We start from the raw sequence: 22,372 nt of genomic DNA on the forward strand, positions 1-22,372 counted from the left end.
GAGCCTCGCTCACTTCATCCCGGTCATCTGGTGGATCGGCATCATGTTGCTGTTGAGGTGGTTCATCACCCACAGCGAACCCGACAGGGCGATCACCACCATGACGATGGTGAAGATCAGAGCCATCATGCTCCAGCCGTTCTCGGACGTCGTGTTCATGTGCAGGAAGTAGATCATGTGCACGACGATCTGCACGACCGCGAAGGCCATGATCACGAGCGCGGTGATCTGCTTGCTCGGAAGCGCGCCGCTCATCACCAGCCAGAACGGGATCGCGGTGAGCACGACCGAGAGCACGAAGCCGAGCATGTAGGTCGAGAACGAGCCGTGAGCGTGGCCATCACCGTGATGATGATCGTCCGCGTGGGCGGCGTGAGTATCGGTGTTCATCGCAGAACTCCCAGGAGATAAACGAAGGTGAAGACACCGATCCAGACCACGTCCAGGAAGTGCCAGAACATTGACAGGCACATCAGGCGGCGGCGATTGGCCTCGATCAGGCCGAACTTCCAGACCTGCACCATCAGGGTCACCAGCCAGATCAGGCCGCAACTGACGTGGAGGCCGTGGGTGCCGACCAGGGTGAAGAAGGCGGACAGGAAGGCGCTGCGCTGCGGCGTCGCGCCCTCGTGGATCATGTGGGCGAACTCGGACAGTTCGATGCCGATGAAGGCGGCGCCGAACAGGCCGGTGATCGCCAGCCAGATCTGGGTCTGCGCGATCTTGTTCTGCTGCATCGTCAGCATGGCGAAGCCGTAGGTGATCGACGACAGCAGCAGCATCGAGGTGTTGACCGCGACCAGCGGCAGCTCGAACAGATCCTTCGGCGCCGGACCGGCGGCGTAATTGCCGCCGAGCACGCCGAAGGTGGCGAACAGGATCGCGAAGATGAGACAGTCGCTCATCAGATAGATCCAGAAACCGAGCGAGGTGCTGTAGCCTTCCGGATGCGGGTGTTCGTCGGCGAGGTAGAAGATCGGCTCGCCGGCTTGCGTGGGATTGACAGCGACAGTCATTTACTTGGCTCCGGCGAGCAGTTTCGTGCGCGCGTCTTCGGCCCGGATGACGTCGTCGGCCGGAATGTCGAAATCGCGGTGATAGTTGAAGGTGTGACCGATGCCGACGGCGAGCATCGCGATGAAGCTCGCGGCCGCCAGCCACCAGATGTACCAGATCAAACCGAATCCCATCGCGGTGGCGAAGCCGGCGAGGATGATGCCTGTGCCGGTGCTGCTGGGCATGTGGATCGGCTTGAACCCGGTGAGCGGGCGCTGATAACCGCGCTTCTTCATGTCCCACCACGCGTCATTGTCGTGAACGACGGGAGTGAAAGCGAAGTTGTAGGCCGGCGGCGGCGAGGAGGTCGCCCATTCCAGCGTGCGCGCATCCCAGGGATCGCCGGTGACGTCCTTGAGCTGCTCGCGCCTGAGGAAGCTGACGGCGAACTGCATCAGCATCGAGAGGATGCCGAGGAAGACCAGGAAGGCGCCGATGCCGGCGATGATGAACCAGATCTGCAGGCTCGGGTCGTCGAACACACGGAGCCGGCGGGTCACGCCCATCAGGCCGAGCACATAGAGCGGCATGAAGGCGAGGTAGAAGCCGGTGACCCAGAACCAGAACGACAGCTTGCCCCAGAACGGGTCGAGCTTGAAGCCGAATGCCTTCGGGAACCAGTAGCCGATACCGGCGAACGCGCCGAACACGACGCCGCCGATGATCACGTTGTGGAAGTGCGCGATCAGGAACAGGCTGTTGTGCAGGACGAAGTCGGCCGGCGGCACCGCAAGCAGCACGCCGGTCATGCCGCCGAGCACGAAGGTCAGCATGAACGCGATCGTCCACATCATCGGCAGCTCGAAGCGGATGCGGCCGCGATACATCGTGAACAGCCAGTTGAACATCTTCGCGCCCGTCGGGATCGAGATGATCATCGTGGTGATGCCGAAGAAGGAGTTGACGCTTGCGCCCGACCCCATCGTGAAGAAGTGGTGCAGCCAGACCAGGTAGGACAGGATGGTGATGACCACCGTGGCGTAGACCATCGAGGTGTAGCCGAACAGCCGCTTGCCCGAGAAGGTCGATGTCACTTCCGAGAAGATGCCGAAGGCCGGGAGAACCAGGATGTAGACCTCGGGATGACCCCAGATCCAGATCAGGTTCACGTACATCATCGGGCTGCCGCCGAAATCGTTGGTGAAGAAGTTGGTGCCGACGTAGCGGTCGAGCGAGAGCAGCGCGAGCACGACGGTCAAAACCGGGAAGGAAGCGACGATCAGCACGTTGGTGCAGAGCGCGGTCCAGGTGAACACCGGCATCCGCATCATGGTCATGCCGGGACACCGCAGCTTGACGATGGTGCAGATCAGGTTGATGCCGGACAGTGTCGTTCCGACGCCCGCGACCTGTAGTCCCCATATGTAATAGTCGACGCCGACATCCGGACTGTAGCCGATGTTCGACAGCGGCGGATAAGCGAGCCAACCGGTGCGGGCGAATTCGCCGATGAACAGCGAAGCCATCACCAGCACCGCGCCGCCGACCGTCATCCAGAAGCTGAAATTGTTCAGGAACGGGAACGACACGTCGCGCGCGCCGATCTGGAGCGGCACGACGAAGTTCATCAGGCCGGTGACCAGCGGCATCGCCACGAAGAAGATCATGATCACGCCGTGGGCGGTGAAGACCTGGTCGTAGTGATGGGAGTTGAGATAACCCTCCGAGCCGCCGAAGGCGAGCGCCTGCTGCAACCGCATCATCAGCGCGTCGGCGAAGCCGCGCAGCAGCATCACGATGCCGAGGATCATGTACATGATGCCGATGCGCTTGTGGTCGACGCTGGTGAACCACTCGCTCCAGAGATAACCCCAGACGCGGAAATAGGTCAGGCCGGCAAACATGATGAGGCCGCCGGTCGCCACCACCGCGAAGGTGGCGACGACGATCGGCTCGTGCAGCGGCAGCGATTCGAAGGTGAGCCGGCCGAAGATGAGCTTGAGAAGATCAGGAGACATGCGGGATCTCTTTACGAATCTGACTTCGGACGTTGTCCGAGGAAGAAGGACGAGGACTTCAGCGGCGTGAAGGTCGGCCGCTTCAGGCCGGCGCCGAGCAGCGGCGCGGGGTCGACAGGTGCCGTGATGGAGGCGGTGGTCCTGCCCTGCGGCGCATCGGGCGTGCAGGTACCTGCGACGAAGCTCGGCTCCGGCCCAAGCGCCGTGCCGCGACGGGCGTACTTGTCGTAGGCCAGCGGCAGGGTGTTGTTCAGGCCCTCATGGCCGAGGCCGCCCTTGGCGTCGATCGCCATCATCTCGCTCTGGCACATCTTGCCGGTCTCGACGCACATGTTGAGGATCAGGCGGTAGAGATCGGAATCGACGGTGCCGTAGCGCCGCACCGGCTCGTTCTGGCTGGGTTTTTCGAGCTGGAGATATTCGGCGCGGCCGAGCGAGCCGCCGCCGGACTTGGCGCTGGCGATCCAGGCGTCAAAGCCCTTGTCGTCGAGACCCTGGAAGTTGAAGTGCATGCCGGAGAAGCCGGCGCCGCTGTAGTTCGCGGAAAAGCCCCGGTAGGTGCCGGCGTGGTTGACGACGGCGTGGAGCTTGGTCTCCATGCCAGGCATCGCGTAGATCTGGCCGGCCAGCGCGGGGATGTAGAACGAGTTCATCACCGAGGACGCGGTGATGCGGAAGTTGATCGGACGATCGACCGGAGCTGCCAGATCGTTGACGGTGGCGATGCCGTAGTCCGGATAGATAAAGAGCCACTTCCAGTCGAGTGCGACGACGTCGACCTCGAGCGGGGCCTTGGACTGGTCCACGGCGCGGTCGGCATGGATGCGGCCGAGCGTGCGATAGGGGTCGAGCAGATGCGTGCCCATCCAGGTCAGCGCGCCCAGGCAAACGATGATCAAGAGCGGCGCCGACCAGATCACCAGCTCGAGGCTGGTCGAGTGGTCCCATTCCGGCTCGTAGCGGGCGTCGGTGTTGGACTGGCGGTAGCGCCAGGCGAACAGCACCGTCAGCGCCATCACGGGGACGACGATCAGGAGCATCAGGACGGTGGAGATGATGACGAGGTCGCGCTGCTGCGCGGCGATATCGCCGGCCGGCGCCAGCACGACGTAGTTGCAGCCGCTGAGCGCAACTGCCAGGGGTAGCAGCGCCAGGATCTTGAAACGGGACACGGGCCGAGCCTTATGAGAATGAGTTTCTTTTGCGGGGCCAAGGGGTAGCTGCGGCGCAGCAATCCGGACATTGGACAATTTGTCCAATGTTGCAGTGCGGGATGTTACGCCAGACAGGCTCAATTGCCTGGCGCCTTGCCGGGCGGTCGGCTTTGGTTTTCAGGACGTTAAGGGCGCACGAATGGCGACGGCACAGACCCCCGCAATGGCAGAGCACTCGGGCGAGCACGGCCACGACCAGGCCAGTCCCGGCGAGATCGCCATCGGCGTCATCATCGGCCGCACCTCGGAATTCTTCGACTTCTTCGTCTTTGCGATCGCCTCGGTGATCGTCTTCCCGCGCCTGGTGTTTCCGTTCACGAGCGAACTGACCGGCACCCTCTATTCCTTCATGATCTTCGCGCTGGCCTTCATGGCCCGGCCGATCGGTACCGTCATTTTCATGACCGTCGACCGCGAATACGGCAAGACGGCCAAGCTGATCTCGGCGCTGTTCCTGCTCGGCACCGCCACCGTCGCGATCGCGTTCCTGCCCGGCTATCACGAGATCGGCGCTGCCGCGATCTGGCTGCTGGCGCTGGCGCGCATCGCACAGGGTCTGGCCTGGGGCGGCGCCTGGGACGGCATGGCCTCGCTGCTGGCGCTGAACGCGCCGCCGTCGCAGCGCGGCTGGTACGCGATGGTGCCGCAGCTTGGCGCGCCGCTCGGTCTGATCGTGGCGAGCGGGCTGTTCGCCTATTTCGCCGGGAATCTCTCGGCCGACGATTTCTTCGATTGGGGCTGGCGCTATCCGTTCTTCGTCGCCTTTGCCATCAACGTCGTGGCGCTGTTCGCGCGCCTGCGCATGGTGACGACGGAAGAATATGCCTCGCTGTTCGAGACCCGCGAATTGCAGCCCTCGCGCATCTCCGAGACGGTGGCGCGCGAAGGCCAGAACATCATGCTCGGTGCGTTCGCGCCGCTGGCAAGCTTCGCGCTGTTCCACATGGTCACGGTGTTTCCGCTGTCCTGGGTGTTCCTGTTCACCCGCGAAAGCCCGGTGCGCTTTCTGATCATCGAGATCGTCGCCGCCGTGTTCGGCGTCGGCGCGATCGTGCTCTCCGGCGTCATCGCCGACCGCGTCGGCCGCAAGTCGCTGCTGATGGGATCGGCGATCGCGATCGCGATCTACAGCGGCTTTGCCCCGCAGCTGCTCGATGCCGGCGCGTTCGGCGAGACCATCTACATGGTGATCGGATTCATCCTGCTCGGTCTGTCGTTCGGCCAGTCGTCGGGTGCGATCGCATCGAACTTCAAGCAGGCGTATCGCTACACGGCCTCGGCGCTGACCTCCGACATGGCCTGGCTGTTCGGCGCCGGCTTTGCACCGCTGGTCGCTCTGTTGCTTGCCACCAATCTCGGCGTCATCGCCTCGGGTGCGTACCTGCTGTCGGGTGCGTTCTGGACCTTGCTCGCGCTCTGGCTCAGCGGCCAGCGCGAGGCCGGCGATATGGACGCGGGGCGCTGATCGGGCGGAGCTTGTAGGGTGGGCAAAGGCGCGTAAGCGCCGTGCCCACCATCTTTCAACGATTGCGATAGAAAGTGGTGGGCACGCTTCGCTTTGCCCACCCTACGGCGCTCGTCAATCCGCCACGACCTTCACACGATCACGCACCTTCACCTGCGCGTTGCGATCGAGCCCGTTGAGGACGCGAAAACGCTCGGCCGGGTGATCGACGCCGGCCATGCGATGGGAGAGCGATTCCACGGTGTCGCCGGGCTGCACGGTGATGACCTTGATGCGCAGCGGGCGCGCGGCCTGGATCTCGTCGAGGGTCAGGCGGCGGAATGAACCGACGGTCTCGCGCGCGTTGCGCTCGCTCTCGGTCGATTTCTGCCGGGCCGCGAAGATGAAGCGGTAGACGTCGCTGCCGAAGCGCAGCGCATAGACCTTGAACTGCCACTGGTCGCCCTTGGCGGTGGCGGACGCAGCCGGAAAACCGTTGATGGTGATGTCTTCGGTGGAGGCCTTCTCGACGCCCTCCATCCAGCCGGAATTCAGGTAATCGCCGAGCGACTGTTCGGCCGGCACCCGCACGACGTCGAAACGCATCGCCTGCGAGCCGCCGTCGCGCACGCCGATCACGGCCTGCGCGGTATTGTCGAGCGTGAAATTATCCGGTGCCTGGAAGGTGAAGCCGAGCTTCGGATGCAGGAAGCGCCGGCCGCGGACAAAGCCTTCGCTGGGGTCTTCGCCGTAGACGAGATTGTCGATCGCGGCGAGATAGGTCTCGCGGTCGCGCTCGCCGCCCTCTGGCGCAGCGTATTGCCGCGCGATGGTCTGCGCGTTCTGCACGCGCTCGGGCGTTGCCGGATGCGACGAGGTGAAATCCTGTGCGCGCGGATCGAGCGAGGTCTTGCCGACCTTCAGCTCGGCATTGCGCTCCATCGCCGAGAGAAAGCGTGCGGCACCATAAGGGTCGAAATGCGCCTTGGCGGAAATGCCGACGCCGATGCCGTCGGCCTCGAACTCCTGATTGCGCGAAAAGCTCGCCATGGTCAGCTTGGTCTTGGCGAGGGCGAGCGCGGTGAGATCGGGATCGTTGCTCATGTCGGTGACGACGCGGGTGACGATCGCGGCCTGGCGGGCCTGGTCTTCGCGCATCGCGGCGTGCTTGGACAGCACATGCGCCATCTCGTGGCTGAGCACGGAGGACAATTCCGAGGTGTCGCTCGCCAGCGCAAGCAGGCCGCGCGTGACATAGAGCTGGCCGTTCGGCAGCGCGAAGGCGTTCACCGCGCCGGAATTGAGGATCGTGACCCGGTAGCCCTGGTCGGGGCGGTCGGACGCGGCGACGAGCCGGTCCACGGTCTTGGTGACGAGCGATTCGAGCCTGGGGTCGTCGTAGGTGCCGCCATAGCTCGCCAGGATGCGCTCGTGCTCCTTCTCGGTGGCGGGGGTCTGCGCGACGGCTGGCTTCGGCTTGGGCATCGCGACGGTCGGCGGGGCCGCCGCAGTCTGGAAGCGGCCCATATCGCCGCAGCCGGCGAGGGCTGAACCCAGCACGAGGCATAGCGCAGCCGGCGCTGCCCGCAGGCGGCGTTCACCTCGTCCGTGCCGTCCTAGCACCCCATTCACGTCGCTTAATCCGTGCCTGGCCCCTTTTAGGGCCTTACCCCTGTCGGCTCGTTTGCGCCCAGCAACTCGATCTGTCCCACGAGGCGTACATCGATACGCGGCCCCGTATTCCCCTCAGCCCAGCCCCGGACACGAATACGTTTATTTTCCAGAGACTTAAGAGCGATCCCGGCGCTTTCGAACGCGGGTACCATGCGCTTTGAAATAGTCACGGCGAAGCCGCGTGTCCAGTTTCGTCCGAAGTTGAGGTAGGTCATTGCCCCAGCTTGCCGGACCGACAGGACTTTGCCCTCGACCACCACAAAACGCCCGATCCCCGCCAAAATATCGTCCGGACTTTCCGCGTTTTTTATGGCCGACGGGTCAGCCCAGCTGCCCTTTTTTTGGCGCCGCGCCTCGGCTTCCGACGCCATCAGGGCGGCCGCGCAGTCCTTATCTGCGATCTCGGCGGAGACGATGGCGTCGCCCTGGACGAGGAGCGTCGCCTGCACGGAGATGTCGCTCTCGCCGACAAAGACCAGCGCGCCCTGGCGACCGTAGCGGTCGGGCGTGTCGTCAGCGCTGCGCAAAATAACGTCGCGACCGACGAGCAGCGTGGTCAGCGCCTGCCTCGTGGTCGCGGTCGGCTCGATTCCGGTCAGACGGATTTCCCGGCCGTCATCGAGACGCAGACTGCGCGCATCGATCGCGGCCACGCGGCCTTCGCCCTGGGACTCGAACTGGCACGGCGTGGCGGACGCACCGCAAGCCGCGACCAGAAGACATGCGACGATGAGATGAAGCAGTCGCGTCACGTTGCCCGGAAAGGTTGCGTTGCGCTCCAACCATAACTCAAGCGCGGTGGGGCGCGAAGACTGTTTGTTCATACTTCGTCATTGCGAGCGCAGCGAAGCAATCCAGAGTCCCTCCGAGGAAAGATCCTGGATTGCTTCGCTGCGCTCGCAATGACGGCAGAGGCACTCTTCCGCATCTCGTCATTCCGCTTTGCGGAAAGCGCGTGTCGATCGTTCATCTGCATCGTCCCGCGCGCTTGCTGCGCTGTCGCGCATGCGGCATGATTGCGACAACACCAATAACCAAGCCGCCATTAGAGACAGGCGATCAAGGGAGGTCTTTTTCGATGAAGCATGTTTTGTCGGGCATTTTCGCTGCTGCGCTGGCGCTGAGTGCAAGCGCCGTGCAGGCGCAGGACAAGCCGCCACTGAAGATCGGCGGCATTCTCGACATGTCGAGCCTGTATGCCGACATCACCGGCCCCGGCAGCGAGACCGCGGCCAAGATGGCCGTGGAGGACTTTGGCGGCGAGGTGCTCGGCCGCAAGATTCAGGTGCTGGCTGCCGACCACCAGAACAAGGCCGATCTCTCCGCCAACATCGCCCGAGACATGCTCGACAATCAGGGCGTCGAGATGATCTACGACGTCGCGGCCTCCGCGACTGCGCTTGCTGCCGGCGAGATCGCGAAAGCGCGCAACAAGATCATCATGTTCAACGGCCCGGGCTCGATCCGCCTCACCAACGAGGCTTGCGGTCCCTACACCATCCACTACGTGTTCGACACCTACGGCCAGGCCAATGTGACCGGCCTTGCTGCCGTGAAGTCGGGCCTCGACACCTGGTACTTCCTCACCGCCGACTACGCCTTCGGCCAGGATCTGGAGAAGGACACCAGCGCCGTCGTGACTAAGACCGGCGGCAAGGTGCTCGGCAGCGTGCGCCATCCGCTCAACACGTCGGATTTCTCGTCGTTCCTGCTCCAGGCCCAAGCCTCGAAGGCAAAGGTGATCGGGCTCGCGAACGCCGGCGGCGACACCGTCAACGCCATCAAGCAGGCGGCCGAGTTCGGCATCACCAAGGGCGGCCAGAAAGTCTCGCCGCTGCTCGCCTTCGTGACCGACATCGATTCGATCGGGCTCGAGACCGCGCAGGGCCTGTTGCTTGCGGAAGCCTTCTACTGGGATCTCAACGACGACACCCGCGCGTTCTCGAAGCGCTTCCAGGAGCGCATGAAGCGGCCGCCGACCTCGGCGCAAGCGGGCGTCTATTCCTCCGTGACTCACTATCTGAAAGCGGTGAAGGCGGCCGGCACCACCGACGCCGCAACAGTCATGAAAGTGATGAAGGAGACGCCGATCAACGACTTCTTCGCCAAGAACGGCAAGATCCGCGAGGACGGCCGCATGCTGCACGACATGTACCTGTTCGAGGTCAAGAAGCCGTCGGAATCCAAGGGCCGCTGGGACGACTACAAGCTGCTCGCCACTGTGCCCGGCAGCGAGGCGTTCCAGTCCCTGGAGCAGTCGCGCTGTCCGTTGGTGAAGAAATAAACCTCGTCATTGCGAGGAGCGAAGCGACGAAGCAATCCAGGCTGTCTCCGCAGAAACATTTCTGGATTGCTTCGCTTCGCTCGCAATGACGAGCGTCGATAGACCGAAGCAAACAACAACAAGGGAGACGTCCCATGAGCAACGACATGGTCCTGCAGAAGCTCGAAGGCGGGCTGCTCACCATCACCATGAACCGTCCGGAGCGGAAGAACGCGCTCAACCCGGACATGGTCGCCGGGCTGGTCGTGGCGGCACGGCGCGCGGCGGATGATCCGGAGGTGCGTGCGGTCTTGTTCAAGGGCGCGGGCGGCAGTTTCTGCGTCGGCGGCGACGTCAAGTCGATGGCCGAGGGCCGGGCGCCGCTGCCGTTCGAAGTAAAGATGGCGAACCTGCGCCGCGGCATGGAAGTGTCGCGCATCCTGCACCAGATGCCAAAGCCCGTGGTGGCGCAGCTCGATGGTGCTGCGGCCGGCGCGGGTCTGTCGATGGCGCTGTCGTGCGACCTCCGCGTCGCCTCCGAATCCTGCAAGATCACAACCGCGTTCGCAAAGGTCGGCTTCTCCGGCGATTACGGCGGCACCTATTTCCTCACCCAGCTGCTCGGCAGCGCGCGGGCGCGCGAGCTCTATCTGACCTCGCCGGTGCTGACGGCGAAAGAAGCGCATGCGATTGGCATGGTGACGAAGGTCGTGCCCGACGCGGAGATCGACGCGGCCGCGCACGAGCTCGCAATGTCGCTGGCGCAGGGCCCGTCGATCGCGCTCGGCTTCATCAAGCGCAACATCAACAACGCCGAGCATCTGGCGCTGGAGGATTGCTTCGACGGCGAGGCAATCCACCACACCCGCTGCAGCGATACCGAGGATCATAAGGAGGCCGCAAAGGCGTTCGTCGAGAAGCGCAAACCGGCCTTCAAGGGCGCATGACGATGGCGCCCTATATGCGGTTGCGGCAGATCTGCCTGGTCGCGCCGCAGCTCGCGCCCGTGATCACTGACATCGCTGATATCATGGGCCTCTCTGTCTGCTACCGCGACGGCAATGTCGCGAAGTACGGCCTGGAGAACGCGCTGCTGCCGGTCGACACGATTCTGCTGGAGGTGGTCGCGCCGTTCAAGGACGGCACCACCGCCGGCCGCTTCATCGAGAAGAGCGGCGGGCGCGGCGGCTACATGGCGATCTTCTGCTGCAACGATCCCGACGAGCGCGGTCGTAACGCCAACGCGCTGGGCGTGCGCACCGCCAACGTCATCGACCACGCGCCCTATCACGGCGTGCAGCTCCATCCCCGCGACTGCCGCGCCGCCTTCATCGAGTTCAACCACACCGAAGGCAGCGACGACATTTTGGGGCCCTATCCACCGGCCGGCCCCGATTGGCAAAAATTCATCCGCAAGGACGTGACGCAGACGTTGACGAGCGTGGAGATGCAGAGCCCGGACCCGCAAGGGCTGGCCGAGCATTGGGGCAAGATCATCGGCGTTGCGCCGAGCGGCGGTGCTGACGGTGGGGCCGAGCTGAAGCTGCCCAATGCGAGCTTTCGCTTCGTCAAAGGCGCCAGCGAAATCATGAGCGCGCTGGAGTTTCGGGTCGCCGATGTGGCCGGCGTGCTGCATGCTGCCAGGGCGAAGGGACATGCCGTTGCAGGCAGCGAGTTTTTGCTCGGTGGGGTGACGTTCCGCGTCAGTTGAGTGCTTGGTCGTGATCCGTCACCCTGAGGTGCTCGCCTCTTCGGCGAGCCTCGAAGGGCGACGGCCACCGGCGGGGCCGCTCATCCTTCGAGGCTCCCAGCGCGATGCTCGGCATCGCACTACTCGCACCTCAGGATGACGGATCGAGAGAGGGCGTGCGGCGCGACCCTGCCGCAATCACCGCCCCCTGAAATTCGCCGTCCGCCGTTCTTCCGTGGCTTTCACGCCTTCCTTGAAGTCTTCCGTCGCGCGCAGGCGGGTCTGCTCCTCGAGTTCGTGATTGGTCGCGGCCATCACGCGGTCGGCGAGGCCAGCGCGCATCGTGGCGCGGGTGGAGACGAGGCCGAGTGGAGAGCATTCGGCGATTTCGCCGGCGAGCTTCAGTGCGGCCGCCTTGACCTGGTCCTGCGGCACCAGTTCGTTGGCGAGGCCCCATTTGAAGGCCTCTTCGCCGGTGACGCGGCGACTGGTGTAGAACATCAGCTCGGCGTTGTTCTTGCCGATCAGCTCGGGCAGCGTCACGGTCAGGCCGAAGCCGGGATGGAAGCCGAGCTTGGTAAAGTTCGCGGAGAACCGCGCTTCGGGGCAGGTGACCCGGAAGTCCGCCGAGACTGCGAGGCCCAATCCGCCACCGATGGCGGCGCCCTGCACGGCCGCGACGATCGGCTTCTTGGCGCGGAAGATGCGCACGGCCTGGATGTAGAGGTGATTGATCGCCCCGAGGCTGTCGGCTGGATCGCCCTTGGCCGTCTTATCGGCTTCGCGCGCCTCTTGCGCCTGCCGTGCCGGATCCTGGAAATTCGCGCCGGCGCAAAACGCCTTGCCCTGCGCCGACAGCACCGAGGCGCGAATCTCGATGTCGCGATCGAACGCGTCGAGCGCGTCCGCGATCTGGTTGATCAGCGAAATGTCGAAGAAGTTGAGCGGCGGGCGGCGGATCTCGATGGTGCCGACGTGACCAATTTTCTCGACGCCGATATCTTTGTAAGTGCTCATGATGTCCTCGAATGATTAGCGCAAACCAAGCCCGCGGGCGATGATGCCGCGCAGCACCTCGGTGGTGCCGCCCTGGATGGTGAGTTTCGGCGCGGTCTTGATGGCGAAGTCGAGCTGCCGCTCCAGCGTCTCGCGGTTGGTCGCGGTCTCCTCGACGAAGGCGGCGAGATCGCGCACGCGGTGCGGCAGCTGCTGTTCCCACACCGTGCCGATGTCCTTGACGATGGAGGCTTCAACGACCGGCTCCTTGCCGGCTTGCAGCATGCCTGCGACCGAGACCGACATGCGCCGCATGGTGTGGAGCTGCGCCACCAGCCGGCCGATGCCTTCGGCACTGCGGGTATCAGGATTGGGACCAACGGCGCGAACCAGCTCGGTCAGCACGTAATAGGTCTCCAGGAAGCGCTCGGGGCCCGAACGCTCATAAGCGAGCTCGCTGGTGGCCTGCTTCCAGGCGCCGTCGACTTCGCCGAGCACATGATCGTCGGGCACGAAGAAATCGGTGAACACGACCTCGTTGAACTCGTACTGGCCAGTGATCTGGCCGATCGGGTTCACCTGGATACCCGGCTGCTTCATCTTGACCAGGAACTGGGTCAGGCCGTGACGCCGGTTTTCCTTGGTCGGCTGCGAGGTCCGGAAGATCGCGATCATGTAGTCGGCGATGTGTGCCGACGAAGTCCAGATCTTGGTGCCGTTGATGAGATAGCCGCCGTCGGTCTTGGTCGCGCGCGTCTTCGCGGCGAACAGGTCCGAGCCGGAGTTCGGCTCGCTCATGCCGATCGCGAAGCAGATCTCGCCGCGGCAAATGCGCGGCAGGATGTCCATCTTGATGTGCTCGGGCGCGTACTTGATCAGAACCGGCCCGCTCTGGCGGTCGGCGACGAAGAACCGCCGCGTCGGCGCGTTGGCGACGCGCATCTCCTCGGTCACCACGTAACGTTCGAGGAACGAGCGTTCCTGGCCGCCATATTTCTTCGGCCATGTCATGCCGAGCCAACCCTTGGCGCCGACCCGGCGGGAAAATTCCGGCGCGTCGGTGTCTTCGCGGTTGGGCTTGTGCGGGTCGAAGGTGCCGGCGGCGATCTCTTCCGCAAGGAACGCGCGCACTTCCTTGCGCAATTGCTCGCATTTCTCGGGCAGGCGGATCGGATCGAAACGGAGGGCAGCGGTCATTGTTGTCTCGTCCCTGATCAGCGCGAAGCCACGAGGGGCCACAATTCGTCGGCGCCCCTGACGGCGATGAGCTTGCCGAGCTCGACGGCCCAGTGGCTTTCCGAACCGAAATCGTCGCGCCAGGCCAATGCCCGTAGCGAATAGCGGTGCAGGATGTGCTCCAGTGTGAAGCCGATCGCGCCATGGACCTGATGCGCGATAGCGCCGCCCTTTTCCGCAGCTTCCGCGCAGCGGATTTTTGCCGAGGCGGCTTCGAGGTAGACCGCGTCGTCGAACGACTTTGCGTTCGCGATGGCATCGGCGGCCGAGGTCGCCGCGGCAAGGGCAGCGGCCGACTCGCCGGCGAGGCGGGCGAGATTGTGCTGCACGGCCTGGAATTTGGAGATCTTCTTCTCGAAGGCGACGCGCTCGTTGGAATAGCGCACGGAGATGTCGAGCATCGATTCCAGCGCGCCCGCGATCTGAAGGCTGCGCGCGACGCCGCCCATCAGCATCATTGTGGTCTGGTCGAAACCGCTCGGGGCGGACTTGATGGTGACGGGCTGGACCTTGTCGAGCGTGACGGTGTCGCTGTGGTCGTAGCCGACATTGAGTCCGGTCTCGATCCGACCCCTGCTCGCATCGACCAGCGCGATCGAGGCGCCGTCCTTGCCGTGGGCCAGCACTGCGAAGTGCTTTGCCGCCTTTGCGAAGGGCACGCCGCGGGCGCGGCCGGAGAGCGCACCATCGGCATCGCGGGTGATGCGATCCTTCGGCGACGCCGGCAGCACTGTCATCTCCCCCTCGGGGGATGCGATCTTCGCCTGCGCCAGCAGCCAGCCGGCCAGCATGGTTTCGGCCAGGGGAACCGCGACTGCGAAACGGCCGGCCGCGTTCAGCAGCGCAAAGCCGTCGGCAAGGCTCGCGCCGGAGCCGCCGAGATCGTCCGGCACCCAGGCCAACGGCAAGCCGGCTTCGCTCAGCGCCTGCCACAGCGGCGCCTGCCACGAATCCTTCTTGTCGTTGTTGACGGTCTGCGGATCGGCGAGATCGGCGAAGATTTTCTCCGCGGTCTCGACGACGATATTGTCACTCTCCGCCACAGCGTTCCCCGTGTTTTGCCATTGGCGCATCCGGCCCCGTGGGGATGGGCGCGCAGGTTCTTCTTGCGCCCGATGATCCAAAAAAGCCATGGCCCTGACAAGCGCTGATCGCAGGTCAACCTGCGGCGCGGGCATGGGCGCAAGGGACTATAGAAGGCTAATTCCGCTTAGCGGAGTTTGCTCGATTTGCAGGGCGCGGCAAACTCGCTAAACAGAACGTCGATGTTCAATCAAGGGGAAGGAAATCCGGATGGCAAAGGACAGTTTGTGCGCAATCGTGACGGGGTCCGCCTCCGGCCTGGGTGCTGCGACCGCGGAAATTCTCGCACGGAGCGGGGCGCGGCTCGTCATCAACTATTCCTCGAGCCAGAGGGAAGCGGAGGCGACCGCGGAGCTGTGCCGCAAGGCGGGCTCACCGGAAGTTCTGGTCGCGCAGGGCGACGTCTCGAAGGATGACGATTGCCGCAAGATCGTTGCGGCAGCCGGCGGCTGGGGCCGGCTCGACATGCTCGTCAACAATGCCGGCACCACCAAGCATGTCGCTCACGCCGATCTCGACGGGTTGTCGGCAGAAGATTTCCAGCGCCTGTACGGCGTCAACACCATCGGCCCGTTCCAGATGGTGCGCGCGGCGCGCAGCCTGCTGGAGGCCGGCGCCAAGGCCTCGGGGCGGCCGTCCGCCGTGGTCAACATCTCCTCGGTCGCCGGCATCAGCGGCGTCGGTTCGTCGATTGCATACGCTGCAAGTAAGGGCGCGCTCAACACCATGACGCTGTCGCTGTCGCGCGCGCTGGCGCCGCTGATCCGTGTCAACACGGTATGCCCGGGCTATATCGACACGCCCTGGTTCACCAAGGGCCGTGGCGAGGCCGGCGCCAAGCAGGTGCGCGACAGCGTGGTGGCGAAGGTGCCGCTGAAGGTCGCATCATCGGCCGAAGACATCGCGCAGCTCGTCTGCTTCCTGGCGATGCCGGCCTCCAGCAACATGACCGGCGAGGTCGTGCGCATGGATGCGGGGATGCATTTGGTGACGTGAAGTCGCGCGGCGAGTGCGGCAAATAGGGTGTCGTCCCGGCGAAGGCCGGGACCCATAACCACCGAATTCAGTTTGGCGAAGACTGGCAATTCCCGTTTTCGCGCCTCACCACCTGTTGTGGTTATGGGTCCCGGCCTTCGCCGGGACGACACCGAATTGTGGATAGGCCGCGCCGCCAATCGATGGAGCGTCACCCCTTGATCACACCGCTCGCCACCAGCCGGTGCCAGATGAACAGCACCACCACGGCGCCGATGGTGGCCATGATGAATCCCGCGCCCTGGTCGGGACTGTAGTGCCCGATGGCCTGGCCGATGAAGGTCGCGAGAAACGCGCCGGCGATGCCGAGGATGGTGGTGAGGATGAAGCCGCTCGGATTGTTCGGTCCCGGCGCCAGCCAACGCGCGATGAGGCCGGCGACGAAGCCGACGACGATGATCCACAACAAGCCACCCATGCTCATGTTCGTGCTTCCCTCGTTTGACTAAACTAAATCAGACTCTGCCCGCGATCTCTTGCTCGGTCGGCAGCCGTCCGTCCGGCGTCAGATGATCGACCACCTGCGGCAGATATTGGCTGAGGCCGGAGAGCAGCTCATCACGCGACAGGCCGCTCTGGGCCGAAAGGCTCTCGATCTGGTCGGCGCCGAGCGCATTGGCGAGATCGCCTGGTGCGATCGCCTTGTTCTCGCCCTTGCCGACCCAGGTATTGGCAGCGTCGCCATGACCGCTCTGCTGCAGCTGGTTGAGGAGATCGCCGAGCCCGCCGCTGAGCACGCTGCCGGCCGCGCCGCCCGCGAGCAGGCCGCCAAGGCCGCCCTTCAACAGGTCACCGAGGCCGCCGCCAGCGCCTGCATTCACCGACGGGGGGAGATGCGTCGGTGTCGGTGCCGGGGACGGCTGCGGCGCGCTGCCGCTCTGGTTGCCGCTCAAATGTTTGAATGCCTTCCAGGCGAGCAGGCCAAGCAGCGCCATGGTCATGGGCGACATGCCGCCGCTGGATGAGGATTGTGAACTCGGCGTGCTTGGGCCACGCGGGCCGTTCTGCATGCCGTTGAGGACGTCGAGCAAACCCATGGCGTTCTCCTTTGGCGCTTTCTTGCGGTAACAAGCCCCGTTCGAAAACATATGAGCCTGTCATGACGGTTACAAGGCGATTGCGCCGCAACTGCGGGAATGGGCAGCAGGCACAGCCTCTGCTATCGAGGGCAGATCGTTAAAGGGGGCAGCCGAGGTGATGACGGATCGACCGATCGTGGTGGCCGGCGCAGGCGCCATCGGATGTTTCGTCGGCGGCACCCTGGCGGCTGCCGGCCGCCGCGTCGCGTTCCTGGTGCGGCCGCGGGTGAAGACCGAGATCGAGCGGTTCGGCCTGCTTCTGACCGATTTCGACGGCTCCGAGACGAAGCTCGACCCGGGCCGCTTCGCGCTGTCGGAAGATCCCGCGATCTTCCACAGCGCCGGCATCGTGCTGGTCACGGTGAAGAGCGCCGACACGGCAGGTGTCGCCGACCAGATCGCGCAGCATGCGCCGCAGGATGCCGTCATCGTCTCGCTGCAGAACGGCGTCGGCAATGTCGCGGTGCTGCGCGAGCGCATGGGCGATCGCCGCGTGCTCGCCGGCATGGTGCCTTTCAACGTGGTCGGGATGGGCGAGGGCCGCTTCCACCGCTCGACCTCCGGCGACATTCATGTCGGCGAGGATGATGCGAACACGGCCGCAGCGCTGTCGGTGCCGGGGCTCACCATGCGCGCGAGCCGCGACATCACCGGCGTGCAATGGGGCAAGCTGATCATCAATTTGAACAACGCGCTCAGCGCCTTGTCCGACATGCCGCTCGCCGCACAATTGGCGAACCGCGAATGGCGAAGGCTGTTCGCCGACCAGATGACGGAGGGGCTGGCTGCGATGAGGGCCGCCGGCATCACACCGGTTTCGGCGACGCCGATCCCGTCGTCCTGGACGCCCAGCTTGCTGAGGCTGCCTGATCCGATTTTCAAGCTGATCCTGGGACGGACCATGAAGATCGATCCCGAGGCGCGTTCCTCGATGTGGCAGGATCTGAAGCAGGGCCGCAAGACCGAGATCGACTATCTCCAGGGCGCGATCATCGCCCTCGCCGAGCAGAACAATGTCGACGTGCCGCTGTCGCGCCGCATTGTTGCGCTGATCAAGGAGGCTGAGGCCGCGGGCAAAGGTCCACCGCGGCTGACGCCGCAGCAGGTTCGCGGATAACGCATGAGTTCAGGCTGTGCGACGGGAGGAGCAACGATGAAGCGTCGTCTGATGATCGGATTCGCGTTGGCCGTGCTCTGCGCCGCGTCCTCGGTCGCGGAGGCCCGGCCGCCGACGGTCATGAACTCTCCGGGCTATGACAGGCGATTGCAGGAGAGCAGGTCGCAATTGGGGAGTTCTCCGACGACAACGGCGCCGGTGAATGCGCCGGTAGCTCAACCGAAGCGCAGCAAGAAGAAGCACACGAACTGAGGCCGCATCCTTAGCCGTCGTCCTGGCGAAAGCCAGGACCCATACCGCGGAATCTATCGATAGTGAACGGTCGGAGTACCGAACTACAAGTCTGCCGCCCAACTACCCCTTGGGGTAATGGGTCCTGGCTTTCGCCAGGACGACGGCGGGGCTTGTGGGCGCAGCTCAGCCCTTCTTCGCCGGCTTGCTCGGCGTCGGGCTGAACAGCTTCTTGATGTCGTTCAATCCATCCGACAGCCGCGGCCATTCGCAGGAGAACGAGCCCTTGGTGCAGGGTGCGCCCTTCGGCCGCGGCCGCGCGTCGCCGATGGCGGCCTGTTGGACTTTCGGCCGCTCGACCGGCACCGGCACGCGCTCGACCTCGGTTCGCAACGCGACCCGCTGGAGCTGCTGCAGCTGTTGTTCCTGCTGCTCGCGCTGCTGGCGCGCGGTGGCCTGCGCGGCTTCATTGCTGCGGCGCTGATTGGCGAGATAGGCGGTGTAGGATTCGTCGATCTTCTTCTGCTCCTCCGGCGTCGGATTGGGGCCGGCGATGTCGAAGGTGCGGTCCTGGAGGAAATCGTAATAGGAATAGCCGCCGCCTGCCTTGCGCCGGCCGGCGAATTTGGCGTTGCAGTCGGCAAGCGCAGCCGTCTTCTCGGATTTGGTCGTGGCTTTCTCGGCGGCGTCGGCGCAGGCCTCGAAGTCGACAGGCGCGCGCTTCCACCATTGTGCCTGGGCATGCGACGGCGCCAGCAGGAAAAATCCTGCTGCGGCAACCACAAGCGCCGCACGACGCGATGCAACTACGTCCGACATTCTACGAGAGCATTCCTTGCAAAACTCAACCCGAACTGAGTCGGACTGATTTTTGCCCCTTTATGGTCGGCTTGTCACCCATGGAACCCGGGAATTTCATGGCTGCGATGCTGACATTTTTTGCTTGACGTGGCGCAGGAGTCACAGCGTCACTTCATCCTGCGGTCGCCTCATTGGCGACGCCAAGAAAACGAAGTGGAAACGCCTGATGCTGCTGCCCCTGTCCGACGTGCCGCGCTGGTACGCCGAGCGCAAACCGCAAGGCACGATCGCCGTCCGTCACGGGCAGGATACGCTGACATGGGACGCGCTCGAACGCGGCGCCAATCGGCGCGCGCGGGCGTTCATGGCCAAGGGCGTCAGGCCCGGCGACTTCGTCGCAATCGGTTTGCCCAATGGCAATGCGTTCTTCGAGACCTCGTTTGCGGTGTGGAAATGCGGAGCGACGCCGACCTCGCTGTCATGGCGGCTGCCGCGCGGCGAAGCCGCCGCGGTGCTCGATATCCTGAAGCCGGCGCTGGTGGTCGGCGGCGAAGCTGACTGGAACGCGCCGAACCGACTGCCCGCGGATTTCGTGCCGGAAGGCTTTTCGGACGAGCCGCTCGCCGCACCGGTGGCGCGCTATTGGAAGGCGATGACCAGCGGCGGTTCGACCGGCCGCCCGAAGGTGATCCTCGATCACCAGCCGGCGGTGACCGACACGGTCGCCGCGCCGCCGCTCAACATCCCCTTCGGGGTCTCGCTGCTCAATCCCGGTCCGCTCTATCACAACGCGCCGTTCATCGTGTCGCACTACGCGCTGTTCACCGGCGGCCAGCTCACCGGCCTCGTCAAGTTCGACGCCGAGGAGGCGCTACGGCAAATCGCGCGCGAGCGCGTGCAATGGGTCAATTTCGTGCCCACCATGATGCACCGGATCTGGGCGCTGCCGGAGCACGTGCGCAACGCCTATGATGTGTCGAGCCTGCAGACCGTCTTCCACATGGCCGCTCCGATGCCACCCTGGCTGAAGGAGAACTGGATCGCCTGGCTCGGGCCCGAGCGAATCTGGGAGCTCTATGGCGGCACCGAGCGACAAGGCTCCTGCATCATCTCCGGCACGGAATGGCTGACGCATAAGGGCTCCGTCGGCAAGATCAGCGAGATGGCGCGCTTGCGCATCATCGGCGAAGACGGCAACGACGTCGCGCCTGGTGAGAGCGGCGAGATCTATTTCCTCAACAATGACGGCAAGGATGCCACCTATCACTATCTCGGTGCCGAGCCGAAGCGCCGCGCGGACGGCTGGGAATCGCTCGGCGACATCGGCAGGCTGGACGCGGAAGGCTATCTGTATCTCGGTGACCGCCTCGCCGACATGGTGCTGCGCGGCGGCGCCAACATCTATCCCGCCGAGATCGAAGCTGCCGTCTCCGAGAGCCCGGGCGTGCGCTCCTGCGTGGTGGTGGGATTGCCTGATCCGGAATTGGGCCAGCGCGTACACGCCATCATCGAGCCGGAGGGCGATGCGGACGGTCAGGCCATCGCCGACGGCATGGCGGATTTTTTGAAAGACCGGCTCAGCCGCTACAAGCATCCGGAGAGCTTCGAGCTCGTCACCGCTCCGCCGCGCGACGATTCCGGAAAAGTTCGCCGCACCCTGTTGCGCGACGAGCGCGCGGCGTGGATGAAGGAGGGGCGCGCCTTCCGGATTTGGCCGGCGAAGGCGCGGGCGGACGCAGAGTAAACGGCGCACGCCGAATAAGACAATTACGGAAGGATTTTTGGGACATGACCATCACCATCGCTGCGAACGCTGTGCCGAAGCCGCCGGCCGAGATCATCGAGGGTTTTCGCGGTGCGCCGACCTCGGTCATTTCGGACAATCTCGGCCGGCTGCCGGGTGCCGTGGGGCTCAAGCCCTATCATCGCGGCGCCAAGCTGGTGGGCACGGCCTTCACGGTCCGCACCCGTCCCGGCGACAATCTCGCCATCCACCGCGCGCTCGAGCTGGTGGGCCCCGGCGACGTCATCGTGGTCGATGGCGGCGGCGATGAGACCCGCGCACTGGTCGGCGAGATCATGAAGAACATCGCGCAGTGGCGCAAAGCCGAAGGCTATGTCATCGACGGCGCGATCCGCGACGTTGCGGCGTTCGCGGCCGATGACTTTCCCTGCTACGCTCGCGCCGTGATCCACCGCGGCCCCTACAAGAACGGCCCCGGCGAGATCAACGTGCCTGTCACGATCGGCGGCAGCGTGATCTCGCCCGGCGACATCGTCGTCGGCGACGAGGACGGCGTGGTGTCGTTTGCCGCCGCTGGTGCCGCGGCGCTGCTGGACGCCGTGCGCGCCCAGGTCGCGCGCGAGGAAGAGACGCTGAAGGCGATCCGCGAAGGCCGTTATCAAGGCTCGTACGGCAAATCCTGACCAACGCGAGGCTTAAGTCAAAGCAATGGTCGAATCGATCGTACGTCGACGTTGGCCATTGCCTCTTTCGAAAGTGATTTCACAACTTTGTTTCGGTCGGACTTGCTTCGTGCTTTTTGCTGCTGGGGATACTTCGAGTGACGAGGAATTACGCGATCGTCCTGCCTAGCTTCTTCGTTCTGTTGGTCTCTGGAAGCAACGAGGTTGGTTCGCAGAACATGCCGCCTTTTGGCCCCGGCCGCGGGGCAGCGCCCATTTTCAATCGCGATCGCGTCGCTGAGAGTCATCTGGCAGTCAAGGCCGCTTCGACCGATACAGGGCGGCGACTAACTGAAGGGGTTTACGCAAAAGCCAACGGTCTCCCTCCAGGTGAGGTGGAAAAGCGCTTTGCGGCAAGTGGAGTCCTGCGATGTCCTGGTGGAGATAGCAGCGCTCAAGTGACCGGTGCGCGCGACGTGATTACCACGGCGGCTCACGCGTTTCGAGACCTTTGCAAACCCCATACGGCACCTGACAAGTGTATCTTCGAGTACTATCTCGGAGCCGAGAGGCGTACCATTCCTCTGTCAGCGACCCTGTGGATGGGCACATGCGTTGAGAGTGCGCCCAAGGCGATTGTCAGCGATTGGGCAGTCGCAAAGCTCGAGTCTGCCGCGGAAGTGACGCCTTACGAGATCAATGAACGGACTGAAATTGTGGTCGAGTTGGAGCGTGTCCTGGCGGTTGTCGGTTACGACATCGAAGCCACGGGAAAGAGGGACAGGTACGGCCCCTTCAACAAGACGATTCAGGAGTGCCAGATACGCGACGTAAGGGACTGGTCGATATTCGAAACGAGCTGCGAGTTCACAGTAGGGGCATCAGGTAGCGCTTTGTTTCGTCTGTTGGACGGTCGAATGACTCTGTTCGGCGTCCTTAATGGAGACTATCACGACAAGGAATATTGCCCACGAGGCAGCTGCGAGTTCAGGAGCCGGCATTGGTCGAGCGTGTATGTTACCGTGAAGGGTGAGTTCAAGGACCGCCTTCTGGCCGCCGTGAGCCAGTCTGCTGCAAAATAAAACGTAA

22 protein-coding genes are annotated in these 22,372 nt (G+C 64.1%); 10 read left to right on the forward strand and 12 right to left on the reverse strand.

Translation table 11 applies throughout. The features are described 5' to 3' along the window. Positions 1 to 9: 9 nt before the first annotated feature. From cyoD to cyoA, 4 genes are read right to left on the reverse strand one after another with little or no spacing between them, the layout of a single operon-like run. Positions 10 to 390, reverse strand: a complete 381-nt coding sequence (gene cyoD / locus AC0L20_RS30015; protein ID WP_275172757.1) for a cytochrome o ubiquinol oxidase subunit IV — start codon at positions 388 to 390, stop codon at positions 10 to 12. Further along, on the reverse strand, positions 387 to 1,016 hold the full coding sequence (gene cyoC / locus AC0L20_RS30020) for a cytochrome o ubiquinol oxidase subunit III (RefSeq protein WP_473294208.1): 630 nt from the start codon (positions 1,014 to 1,016) through the stop codon (positions 387 to 389). Before cyoC ends, cyoD begins: the two co-directional genes overlap by 4 nt. Further along, positions 1,017 to 3,014, reverse strand: a complete 1,998-nt coding sequence (gene cyoB, locus AC0L20_RS30025) for a cytochrome o ubiquinol oxidase subunit I (RefSeq protein WP_473294209.1) — start codon at positions 3,012 to 3,014, stop codon at positions 1,017 to 1,019. An 11-nt stretch (positions 3,015 to 3,025) separates the two neighbouring features. Further along, positions 3,026 to 4,186 carry a ubiquinol oxidase subunit II gene (gene cyoA, locus AC0L20_RS30030; protein WP_473294210.1) on the reverse strand — a complete coding sequence of 387 codons (1,161 nt, stop codon included), beginning with the start codon at positions 4,184 to 4,186 and terminating at the stop codon, positions 3,026 to 3,028. 181 nt (positions 4,187 to 4,367) lie between these two features. Here cyoA and AC0L20_RS30035 point away from each other — a divergent pair, with 181 nt between their 5' ends. Further along, entirely contained in the window at positions 4,368 to 5,693 is a 1,326-nt protein-coding gene (locus AC0L20_RS30035; RefSeq protein WP_473294211.1) for an MFS transporter, read from the forward strand. A gap of 114 nt (positions 5,694 to 5,807) precedes the next feature. Here the strand turns inward: AC0L20_RS30035 and AC0L20_RS30040 are convergent, their stop codons facing one another. Both AC0L20_RS30040 and AC0L20_RS30045 read right to left on the reverse strand, forming a co-directional pair. After that, entirely contained in the window at positions 5,808 to 7,295 is a 1,488-nt protein-coding gene (locus tag AC0L20_RS30040; protein ID WP_473294280.1) for a M48 family metalloprotease, read from the reverse strand. Positions 7,296 to 7,330: 35 nt separating this feature from the next. Next, complete coding sequence (locus AC0L20_RS30045) at positions 7,331 to 8,170, reverse strand: thermonuclease family protein (RefSeq protein WP_473294212.1); 840 nt, start codon at positions 8,168 to 8,170, stop codon at positions 7,331 to 7,333. A gap of 254 nt (positions 8,171 to 8,424) precedes the next feature. On the opposite strand from AC0L20_RS30045, the gene AC0L20_RS30050 reads away from it, so the two are divergent. The 3 genes from AC0L20_RS30050 to AC0L20_RS30060 all read left to right on the forward strand — a co-directional run bounded on the left by AC0L20_RS30050 (position 8,425) and on the right by AC0L20_RS30060 (position 11,320). Then, a complete protein-coding gene (locus tag AC0L20_RS30050; protein ID WP_018452962.1) occupies positions 8,425 to 9,630 on the forward strand; it encodes an ABC transporter substrate-binding protein in 1,206 nt (401 codons plus the stop codon). 134 nt (positions 9,631 to 9,764) lie between these two features. Then, a complete protein-coding gene (locus tag AC0L20_RS30055; RefSeq protein WP_473294213.1) occupies positions 9,765 to 10,556 on the forward strand; it encodes an enoyl-CoA hydratase in 792 nt (263 codons plus the stop codon). 2 nt (positions 10,557 to 10,558) lie between these two features. Then, complete coding sequence (locus AC0L20_RS30060) at positions 10,559 to 11,320, forward strand: VOC family protein (protein ID WP_473294214.1); 762 nt, start codon at positions 10,559 to 10,561, stop codon at positions 11,318 to 11,320. A 177-nt stretch (positions 11,321 to 11,497) separates the two neighbouring features. Here the strand turns inward: AC0L20_RS30060 and AC0L20_RS30065 are convergent, their stop codons facing one another. The 3 genes from AC0L20_RS30065 to AC0L20_RS30075 are packed head-to-tail and all read right to left on the reverse strand — an operon-like array spanning position 11,498 to position 14,574. After that, positions 11,498 to 12,316 carry an enoyl-CoA hydratase/isomerase family protein gene (locus AC0L20_RS30065; protein ID WP_473294215.1) on the reverse strand — a complete coding sequence of 273 codons (819 nt, stop codon included), beginning with the start codon at positions 12,314 to 12,316 and terminating at the stop codon, positions 11,498 to 11,500. 15 nt (positions 12,317 to 12,331) lie between these two features. Beyond that, positions 12,332 to 13,492 carry an acyl-CoA dehydrogenase family protein gene (locus AC0L20_RS30070; protein WP_008133127.1) on the reverse strand — a complete coding sequence of 387 codons (1,161 nt, stop codon included), beginning with the start codon at positions 13,490 to 13,492 and terminating at the stop codon, positions 12,332 to 12,334. 17 nt (positions 13,493 to 13,509) lie between these two features. After that, positions 13,510 to 14,574 (reverse strand): acyl-CoA dehydrogenase family protein, encoded by a 1,065-nt coding sequence (locus AC0L20_RS30075; RefSeq protein WP_473294216.1) that lies wholly within the window; start codon positions 14,572 to 14,574, stop codon positions 13,510 to 13,512. A gap of 250 nt (positions 14,575 to 14,824) precedes the next feature. On the opposite strand from AC0L20_RS30075, the gene AC0L20_RS30080 reads away from it, so the two are divergent. Continuing rightward, positions 14,825 to 15,610: an SDR family NAD(P)-dependent oxidoreductase gene (locus AC0L20_RS30080; RefSeq protein WP_473294219.1), complete on the forward strand. Its 786-nt coding sequence runs from the start codon at positions 14,825 to 14,827 to the stop codon at positions 15,608 to 15,610. Between the two features lie 190 nt (positions 15,611 to 15,800). On the opposite strand, the gene AC0L20_RS30085 is transcribed toward AC0L20_RS30080, so the two are convergent. Beyond that, entirely contained in the window at positions 15,801 to 16,073 is a 273-nt protein-coding gene (locus tag AC0L20_RS30085; protein ID WP_196236584.1) for a GlsB/YeaQ/YmgE family stress response membrane protein, read from the reverse strand. Between the two features lie 31 nt (positions 16,074 to 16,104). Further along, complete coding sequence (locus tag AC0L20_RS30090; RefSeq protein ID WP_473266025.1) at positions 16,105 to 16,686, reverse strand: YidB family protein; 582 nt, start codon at positions 16,684 to 16,686, stop codon at positions 16,105 to 16,107. A 157-nt stretch (positions 16,687 to 16,843) separates the two neighbouring features. On the opposite strand from AC0L20_RS30090, the gene AC0L20_RS30095 reads away from it, so the two are divergent. Beyond that, positions 16,844 to 17,845: a 2-dehydropantoate 2-reductase gene (locus tag AC0L20_RS30095; protein WP_473294221.1), complete on the forward strand. Its 1,002-nt coding sequence runs from the start codon at positions 16,844 to 16,846 to the stop codon at positions 17,843 to 17,845. A 36-nt stretch (positions 17,846 to 17,881) separates the two neighbouring features. Next, entirely contained in the window at positions 17,882 to 18,097 is a 216-nt protein-coding gene (locus tag AC0L20_RS30100; protein WP_473294222.1) for a hypothetical protein, read from the forward strand. Between the two features lie 165 nt (positions 18,098 to 18,262). Here AC0L20_RS30100 and AC0L20_RS30105 read toward each other — a convergent pair whose 3' ends face one another. Further along, a complete protein-coding gene (locus AC0L20_RS30105; protein ID WP_456766624.1) occupies positions 18,263 to 18,895 on the reverse strand; it encodes a hypothetical protein in 633 nt (210 codons plus the stop codon). A 208-nt stretch (positions 18,896 to 19,103) separates the two neighbouring features. On the opposite strand from AC0L20_RS30105, the gene AC0L20_RS30110 reads away from it, so the two are divergent. The 3 genes from AC0L20_RS30110 (at position 19,104) to AC0L20_RS30120 (ending at position 22,365) form a co-directional block, all read left to right on the forward strand. Further along, complete coding sequence (locus AC0L20_RS30110) at positions 19,104 to 20,621, forward strand: AMP-binding protein (protein ID WP_473294223.1); 1,518 nt, start codon at positions 19,104 to 19,106, stop codon at positions 20,619 to 20,621. 44 nt (positions 20,622 to 20,665) lie between these two features. Beyond that, positions 20,666 to 21,304: an RraA family protein gene (locus AC0L20_RS30115; RefSeq protein ID WP_275172775.1), complete on the forward strand. Its 639-nt coding sequence runs from the start codon at positions 20,666 to 20,668 to the stop codon at positions 21,302 to 21,304. A gap of 137 nt (positions 21,305 to 21,441) precedes the next feature. Then, on the forward strand, positions 21,442 to 22,365 hold the full coding sequence (locus AC0L20_RS30120; RefSeq protein ID WP_473294224.1) for a hypothetical protein: 924 nt from the start codon (positions 21,442 to 21,444) through the stop codon (positions 22,363 to 22,365). Positions 22,366 to 22,372: the final 7 nt, after the last annotated feature.

It is taken from the genome of Bradyrhizobium sp. Kon58, from assembly GCF_055807455.1.

Coding starts and splice junctions, on each gene's coding strand:
- cyoD (WP_275172757.1), bottom strand. CDS start 390: ATGAACACCGATACTCACGCCGCCCACGCGGACGATCATCATCACGGT.
- cyoC (WP_473294208.1), bottom strand. CDS start 1,016: ATGACTGTCGCTGTCAATCCCACGCAAGCCGGCGAGCCGATCTTCTAC.
- cyoB (WP_473294209.1), bottom strand. CDS start 3,014: ATGTCTCCTGATCTTCTCAAGCTCATCTTCGGCCGGCTCACCTTCGAA.
- AC0L20_RS30035 (WP_473294211.1), top strand. CDS start 4,368: ATGGCGACGGCACAGACCCCCGCAATGGCAGAGCACTCGGGCGAGCAC.
- AC0L20_RS30045 (WP_473294212.1), bottom strand. CDS start 8,170: ATGAACAAACAGTCTTCGCGCCCCACCGCGCTTGAGTTATGGTTGGAG.
- AC0L20_RS30050 (WP_018452962.1), top strand. CDS start 8,425: ATGAAGCATGTTTTGTCGGGCATTTTCGCTGCTGCGCTGGCGCTGAGT.
- AC0L20_RS30055 (WP_473294213.1), top strand. CDS start 9,765: ATGAGCAACGACATGGTCCTGCAGAAGCTCGAAGGCGGGCTGCTCACC.
- AC0L20_RS30060 (WP_473294214.1), top strand. CDS start 10,559: ATGGCGCCCTATATGCGGTTGCGGCAGATCTGCCTGGTCGCGCCGCAG.
- AC0L20_RS30065 (WP_473294215.1), bottom strand. CDS start 12,316: ATGAGCACTTACAAAGATATCGGCGTCGAGAAAATTGGTCACGTCGGC.
- AC0L20_RS30070 (WP_008133127.1), bottom strand. CDS start 13,492: ATGACCGCTGCCCTCCGTTTCGATCCGATCCGCCTGCCCGAGAAATGC.
- AC0L20_RS30080 (WP_473294219.1), top strand. CDS start 14,825: ATGGCAAAGGACAGTTTGTGCGCAATCGTGACGGGGTCCGCCTCCGGC.
- AC0L20_RS30085 (WP_196236584.1), bottom strand. CDS start 16,073: ATGAGCATGGGTGGCTTGTTGTGGATCATCGTCGTCGGCTTCGTCGCC.
- AC0L20_RS30090 (WP_473266025.1), bottom strand. CDS start 16,686: ATGGGTTTGCTCGACGTCCTCAACGGCATGCAGAACGGCCCGCGTGGC.
- AC0L20_RS30100 (WP_473294222.1), top strand. CDS start 17,882: ATGAAGCGTCGTCTGATGATCGGATTCGCGTTGGCCGTGCTCTGCGCC.
- AC0L20_RS30105 (WP_456766624.1), bottom strand. CDS start 18,895: ATGTCGGACGTAGTTGCATCGCGTCGTGCGGCGCTTGTGGTTGCCGCA.
- AC0L20_RS30110 (WP_473294223.1), top strand. CDS start 19,104: ATGCTGCTGCCCCTGTCCGACGTGCCGCGCTGGTACGCCGAGCGCAAA.
- AC0L20_RS30115 (WP_275172775.1), top strand. CDS start 20,666: ATGACCATCACCATCGCTGCGAACGCTGTGCCGAAGCCGCCGGCCGAG.